The following is a 6,196-nucleotide window of genomic DNA, read 5'->3' as shown; positions in this document are numbered from 1 at the left end:
ACTTAGATGCTAATCCTATTTTCCGCCGACGCGGCGATGGGTATCGCGAACCTTTGTTCGATAAGGACTTTTCATTTGGCGATATTGCGAACAATTCTGCTCGGGTTGCACCTTGGTATACGCCGGAACACAGTTTTGAACATGGTGTTGATGCTGCTCCTTGGGAGGGAATTGGTACGGGGTGGTTTTATTCGGTTTTGGGTGGCGGTTCGGAGTTGCGTCCCCAAACGAATGTAGAGCGCATCCCGGTAGATTTTGACAATACTTATGATGCCAGGATGCGGGGAGATGGGGCGGTTCCCACTTTGTTTAACGGCAATTTTGATGCGGTTTTTAATCCGCAGGGTGGTAATCGGACTATTTTTTCTGATGCGATTCCTGGCTGGTCTTTTCATAATGGCGAAACGTCAGCGAGTGTAACTACAAGCAATCTAGTTGATGTAAATCAGCTATCTGCAACACAGGCTCCGGCTTTGCACGCAGAACTGGATAGGATAGGAGTAGATCGAACTCAAGCTAATTATGCTCTGAAGTTAGACTCAGGCAAAAGTATTACCCACAACCGTTTTGTTGTACCTGATTGGGGAAATTTACGCTTTGACCTCCATGTTCCCGAAGCAGAACTGAAACGAGGAAGAAATGTTTTGGTCACTTTGTCAGCAGCAGATGGAAGTCCTTTAGGCGTTTCATCATCCATCAACTTGACGCGAGCAAATCGTACACCAGGTGCTTATTTAGCAGACACCCAAAAGATTGATTATGGAATTGAAGGGTTTGAGACTTTCCAAATAGAGGTACCTGACAATTTGCGCGGTAAAGTAGCAACCCTCAAGTTTGAAGTAGTTGGTGGCGGTACTGTTTACTTAGATAATGTATTTTTCAAAAGTCAACATCTACTGTTTGGAAATCCCTCAGATGCAAGGAACACAACTGACCTTGACGTTGCAGATAGCAATAACTATTTGCTAGAGAAAGCACAGTTTGCCACTGCTTATGATGACAGCAGTAAAACTCCTAAATGGGTAAGTTGGCAAATGAATCGAAAGTGGCTGGGTGAAACTCCTCGCTCAAAAATAGACTTTATTGAAGATAAAAGTATTCCTGAAAGCTGGGGTCGGATCGTAGATAAAGACTACCGTGGCAGTGATTACTCAAAGGGGCATATGCTACCTTCGTCTCACCGCACCAATAGCGAAAAAGACAACATAGCCACTTTTCTGTTGACAAATGTAGTTCCACAGCATTATGATAATAACAATGATTTCCGAGGAGAAATCCCTGATAGTCCAGCATGGACAAGTTTCGACGGTTTTCTTAAACAGATTACTGAGACCGATCCAATTACTGAAACCCCAAAAGAGCTTTATGTTGTTGCTGGGGGTTATGGCAGCAATCTGAATCCGCAGCGTTTCAGTCATAACTCGAAGCCTAGCACATTAACAAACCCCCAAATTCTTACTAACAAAGGAATCAATATTCCTGGTTGGACTTGGAAGGTTGTACTGGATTTAGAGCAACCAGGACTGACTCCTGCTAATGTCACAATTGCTAACGCTGGAACTTATGGCATTTTGACACCCAACGAAGTTGAGCCAGATCATGTACCAACTAATCCAAATGGCACAGTGGGTAATAATGGAGATTTTCCGGTACCAGTTCCTCACCCTTTCAATAGTTTATTAGGGTTGAGTCTTCCAGACATACAAAACAAAGCTGCTTGGAGAAATTGGCAAACATGGAAGCTGACTGTTAACCAAGTTGAGGAATTGACTGGACTTGACTTTTTCTCAAATATTCCCGACGAGATTGAGGAAATAATCGAATCATAAGGCTGATGGTCTAGACATCAAACAAAGTAGCCTGGAAAGCTGACTTGGCTTACCAGGCTCTTGACTTTTAATGAAATTGAACTATATATAGCGAACCTAAATGATTTGTGCAAAGCAAAATATTTGAAAATGCTATCCAGCCAGCATTACTATTACACACTCTTACATAAATGATTTAGGTTACTCATAATTTTCATCTTCATTATTAATAGTTCCATCTGGCATGATGGTATCACTAAAAATCAAACGCCCCTTTGGACTGACTTGAAATGTTGCCCCCATCAAGTTGGCTCTGGTCAGGTTGGTACAATTCAATAGCGTACAAAACAAGCTGGCTTCTCTCAAGTCAACATCAATTAGGTCGCCTAAGAGTTGAGCGTAATCTAGGATAGCATCCCTCAAATTGGCACCAGTCAATATAGTCAGCGATAGGGTAGCAAACTCTAGGTTAGCACTGCTCAAGTTAGCACCGCTGAGATTAACATAACTCAAATCGGCTCTAGTCAAGTTAGCACCGCTGAGATTGATACCACTCAACTCATTCTGACCTGGTTGGAGGTCTTCGATGTATGTCACGTTAGCAACGTTTAAGTCAGCATGACTTAAATCAACTCCTGAGAAATCCCTTTCTCCCGCAGCGTATCGCCTATATAGTTCTTCAACGTCCATGTTGGATGTCCTGAATCTATTTACACTATCAATAATACTGCATTCACTAAATAGCGATCGCGCCTCTTTTTATATTAAATCAATTCCCCACCCTATTAAGGATAGAATCGAAGCAATGTTCAAGTTAACACCACTTAAATCAACCCTAGAGTAATCCCTTTATTCAGCAGTATATTGAGATTTAGGAGAAGACGACCTATGAAAGGATCGCTATTTACTGAAATGAGTGCCTCAGAATTGCTCGAACGTTATGCTGCTCTTGAGCGAAACTTTGCTGGGATTCGTGTTAGTGCGTTCATATATTTGGAAGGAGCAATCTTGAGCGATGCCAATTTTTCCGGGGCTGTTCTGCAGGGTTCGATGATTGGAACTGACTTCACTCGAAGTTACCTGATTGGAGCCGAATTGGCTGAAGTGTCTCTGGAGAAAGCCATCCTGCAACATACCCGCTTGGATGGAGCTACCCTCGCTCAATCGATCCTCGATCGAGCTGACTTGACTCATGCTTGTTTTGTACGTGCCGAGTTGGATGAAACCCTGGTGGAGAAGACCAACTTCTATCGCTCTAATTTGTTCGGTGCTTCCGGTGTAGACATCGAATACTGGCTGGAACAAGAATGTATTTTCTGCCACACTATTATGCCCGATGGCAGTGAGAGGAATGATGGGTGCCAACGTCTAGGTATTTGTGTGTATTAATTCACTTGGAGCCGCTGTAACAGCGGCTCGTGAACTTTCTTTATATTATTAAATCAAACAACGTAGGCGGGAAAACTTGCTAGGCCTACCAGGCTCTTGACTTTTAATAAAATTGAACTAATCTTCATCTTCATTAATACTGCATTTACTAAAGAGCAATATTAGCCGATCGCCCTTTTACCGCCTTTTACCCCTTTGAAGACTTACAACGAAGAAAACCTGGGACGACTGGCAGCGGAGTCAACATTACGATCGCTCGTAACTCAACTCTTAAATTCTGGAATGAGTCGGGAACAGGTAGCGCAAATGATGAATTTATCAACCGTGGAAGTGAGACGATTGGTAGGGGAAAACTTTTGTTCGATCGCACTTTTCCAAGATATCAAGAATAGTGCGATCGAATTATTGGACAAAATGAGAACAGTCAACAGTCAACAGTTAACAATTAACGAATGACTAGAGAGGCTTATTAGTAGGTTTAAAACCCTGCTTTTGAAAATAGGTTCGGAATACCTCTTGAGCAATTGGTGCCGCCGATACAGAACCAAATCCGCCGCCTTCAACTATAACTGCGATCGCAACTTCCGGTTTGTCAGCGGGAGCAAAACCCACAAACATAGAATTGTCAGGATGACCGGGCATTTCCACCGTCCCAGTCTTACCAGCACTTAAAGGAATAGTACCATCATTCATGCGTTTGCCAGTACCTTTTTTCACCACGTCAATCAATCCCTCGCGAACAACATTCAAAGTGGCAGGCTTAATACCTGTGGGAACTTTTTTGGTAATAGGAGTGTTAGTTTGAGAAGCCAATAAATGCGGCTGAACTCGATAACCGCCATTAGCAACAGTTGACACCATCACAGCCAATTCTAAGGGAGTACAAAGTACCAAACCTTGACCGATCGACATTGTTACCGTATCCCCAACATACCAATCTTCCCCATACATTTTCTGTTTCTCTGCTGGTACCGGAACTTGACCGTGATTGGCGGATTCCAACCCCAAAAGGTCTAAATTAATAGTACCGCCAATGCCCATTTTTTTAGCTGCTTTCGCCATTTCTTCGGGGCCGGCAGCCATACCTACTTGATAGAAAAACGTATTGCTGCTGTAGGCTAAAGCGTCGCGGAAACCGATAACGCCGTAACCGCCGCTGTGTTCGTTAAAAGAAATTCCGCCGATCGTAATTGAAGAAGAAGTGGCCACAGTCGAGTCAGGAGAAAACTTGCCCGACTCCATCCCCGCTATAGCAGTGACAATTTTAAAAGTGCTACCGACTGGATAACCTTGAACGGCTCGATTTAAAAACGGTTTTTCTGGCCCTTGCAGCCGCTCCCATTCTGTTTGAGTCACCTTGCGGGTGAAAATATTGGGGTCAAATGTCGGCCAACTAGCCATTGTTAAAAGAGCTCCGGTTTTTACGTCGATCGCCACAACTGCACCCAGGCGATCGCCCAAAGCTTTTTCTGCAGTTTTCTGCATATCTAAATCTAAAGTTAGCTGCACCGGTTTGCCGGGAATAGGGTCTTTTACACCTAAATCTTGGATTTCCTCGCCCTTAGCATTCACCTCGATTAAACGGTTTCCCCAAACGCCCTCTAAAGTTGAATTGGCTAATTTTTCAACTCCCATTTGACCCACGAGCATCCCCATCGGATATGCAGGATTAGCTTTTAATTGCTCTAAACTAGCTTCGCCGACGTACCCCAAAAGGTGAGCTGCTAATTGCTGGTGGGGATTGTCTCGGCTCGATTCTACGCGAATTTCAACTCCCCGCAAACTATTAGCTTGTTCTCCCAAAGCGACGAAAGTACCGACATCAATATCCTTACTAATTCGCACTGGCAGGGCCGATCTGTAGCCAGCGGCATCGATTTTTTTGACAATTTCGGCCGCGGGAAGTTTGACGATCGGGCCCAGTGTAGCGGCGATCTCTTGCCACTCCTTGGCCGATCGCTCTTTTGGCCACACATAGACCGATCGAGATACGCGGCTGGCCGCAAAAATTTTGCCGTTGCGGTCTAAAATTTGACCGCGAGTCGCTGGGACTGAAACAGGGCGAATACGGTTATTTTCCGCCCGCTGTCGGTTGTAGGCTCCCTGTATCAGTTGCAATTCGGCTAGACGAAATATTGGTAGCGCCATCAAGGTAGTGACGATCAGCATAAAAATCATAACTTGGAGCGATCGGCTGCGTTGCCGTGAAGCATTGTCCAAGCCATTTTTGTCGAATCGGACTTTAGAGTTAAAAGAAAAATCGCCAGCCATATTAATTAATCTGCTCTTTTTATTCAACTAACAGGTTGATACGGTTCCCATCCGGATTATTTTGCCTATGATACAGCGATTATAACTTCTCACTCTTTAGTGACAGACATAAATTCGGCCCGTTGGTAGACGAATCAGCCGGATTGCTTGATTAAGGTATATAAGATGTATGTTAAATATCAAGTTTTTTTGACAATTCAACTGTTAAGGAGGTACGAGCGCTGTGGAACCGATCGATTTTTTGATTGCTTGGCTGGTGACGGGTAGCAGCTTGCTACTGATTTCTCAACTCCCGATCGGCGTAGAAATTGACAGCACACCGAAAGCAGTAATTTCCGCTGCGGTTTTGGGAATGTTGAATGTTTTAATTTTGCCCATTCTGAAAGCAGTTTTTTTCGTGCCGAACCTACTGACGTTGGGGTTGCTTTCCGGCGCGTTTGCTTTTGTAATGAACGTGATTGTTTTTGCCTCGGCTGCGAAGCTAGTTGAAGGATTTAGTTTGCGGATGGGCCTTTGGAGCGCGGTACTGGGGGCGATCGCCTTGGCTGTAGTTAGCAGCTTTATCAACGGCGCACTAATTTAGCAACTTCCCCGGATAAAGGGCGATAGAAATCGCCCGATATTTCCCACCCTTAGCTGGCGCGTTTCGTGTGCCTACAACCGATTTCTATCGCCGAATATTTCTTCTCCCTTCTTCCTTCAATCCGTTACATCCGTTACATCCGTTA

General features: G+C 44.3%; 6 protein-coding genes. 4 read left to right on the top strand and 2 right to left on the bottom strand.

The window, feature by feature from the left end; genetic code table 11:
* Positions 1–1,829: DNA/RNA non-specific endonuclease (locus QUB39_RS02805; protein WP_333207795.1), on the top strand; the 1,829-nt coding region annotated here is incomplete at its 5' end.
* 180 nt (positions 1,830–2,009) lie between these two features.
* Here QUB39_RS02805 and QUB39_RS02800 read toward each other — a convergent pair.
* Positions 2,010–2,498 carry a pentapeptide repeat-containing protein gene (locus QUB39_RS02800; RefSeq protein WP_333052292.1) on the bottom strand — a complete coding sequence of 163 codons (489 nt, stop codon included), beginning with the start codon at positions 2,496–2,498 and terminating at the stop codon, positions 2,010–2,012.
* Positions 2,499–2,696: 198 nt separating this feature from the next.
* Here QUB39_RS02800 and QUB39_RS02795 point away from each other — a divergent pair, with 198 nt between their 5' ends.
* Together QUB39_RS02795 and QUB39_RS02790 are read left to right on the top strand one after the other, a co-directional pair.
* The gene (locus QUB39_RS02795; RefSeq protein WP_333207794.1) at positions 2,697–3,197 is read left to right on the top strand and encodes a pentapeptide repeat-containing protein; all 501 of its coding nucleotides are present in this window, start codon (positions 2,697–2,699) and stop codon (positions 3,195–3,197) included.
* 195 nt (positions 3,198–3,392) lie between these two features.
* Positions 3,393–3,653: a hypothetical protein gene (locus tag QUB39_RS02790; protein ID WP_333052287.1), complete on the top strand. Its 261-nt coding sequence runs from the start codon at positions 3,393–3,395 to the stop codon at positions 3,651–3,653.
* Here the strand turns inward: QUB39_RS02790 and mrdA are convergent, their stop codons facing one another.
* Positions 3,654–5,468 carry a penicillin-binding protein 2 gene (gene mrdA / locus QUB39_RS02785; RefSeq protein WP_333052285.1) on the bottom strand — a complete coding sequence of 605 codons (1,815 nt, stop codon included), beginning with the start codon at positions 5,466–5,468 and terminating at the stop codon, positions 3,654–3,656.
* Positions 5,469–5,691: 223 nt separating this feature from the next.
* Between mrdA and QUB39_RS02780 the strand changes: the two genes are divergently transcribed.
* The gene (locus tag QUB39_RS02780; RefSeq protein ID WP_333052282.1) at positions 5,692–6,051 is read left to right on the top strand and encodes a phage holin family protein; all 360 of its coding nucleotides are present in this window, start codon (positions 5,692–5,694) and stop codon (positions 6,049–6,051) included.
* Positions 6,052–6,196: the final 145 nt, after the last annotated feature.

Origin of the sequence: Microcoleus sp. AT8-B5, assembly GCF_036705565.1 — a bacterium.
Taxonomy (GTDB): domain Bacteria; phylum Cyanobacteriota; class Cyanobacteriia; order Cyanobacteriales; family Microcoleaceae; genus Microcoleus.
The sequence above is the reverse complement of the archived record's forward strand: the minus strand, read 5'-3'. Positions and strand labels throughout refer to the sequence as shown.

Bases quoted from the DNA above. Each gene is read 5' to 3' on its own strand.
- QUB39_RS02800 (WP_333052292.1), bottom strand. From the start codon at position 2,498: ATGGACGTTGAAGAACTATATAGGCGATACGCTGCGGGAGAAAGGGAT.
- QUB39_RS02795 (WP_333207794.1), top strand. From the start codon at position 2,697: ATGAAAGGATCGCTATTTACTGAAATGAGTGCCTCAGAATTGCTCGAA.
- mrdA (WP_333052285.1), bottom strand. From the start codon at position 5,468: ATGGCTGGCGATTTTTCTTTTAACTCTAAAGTCCGATTCGACAAAAAT.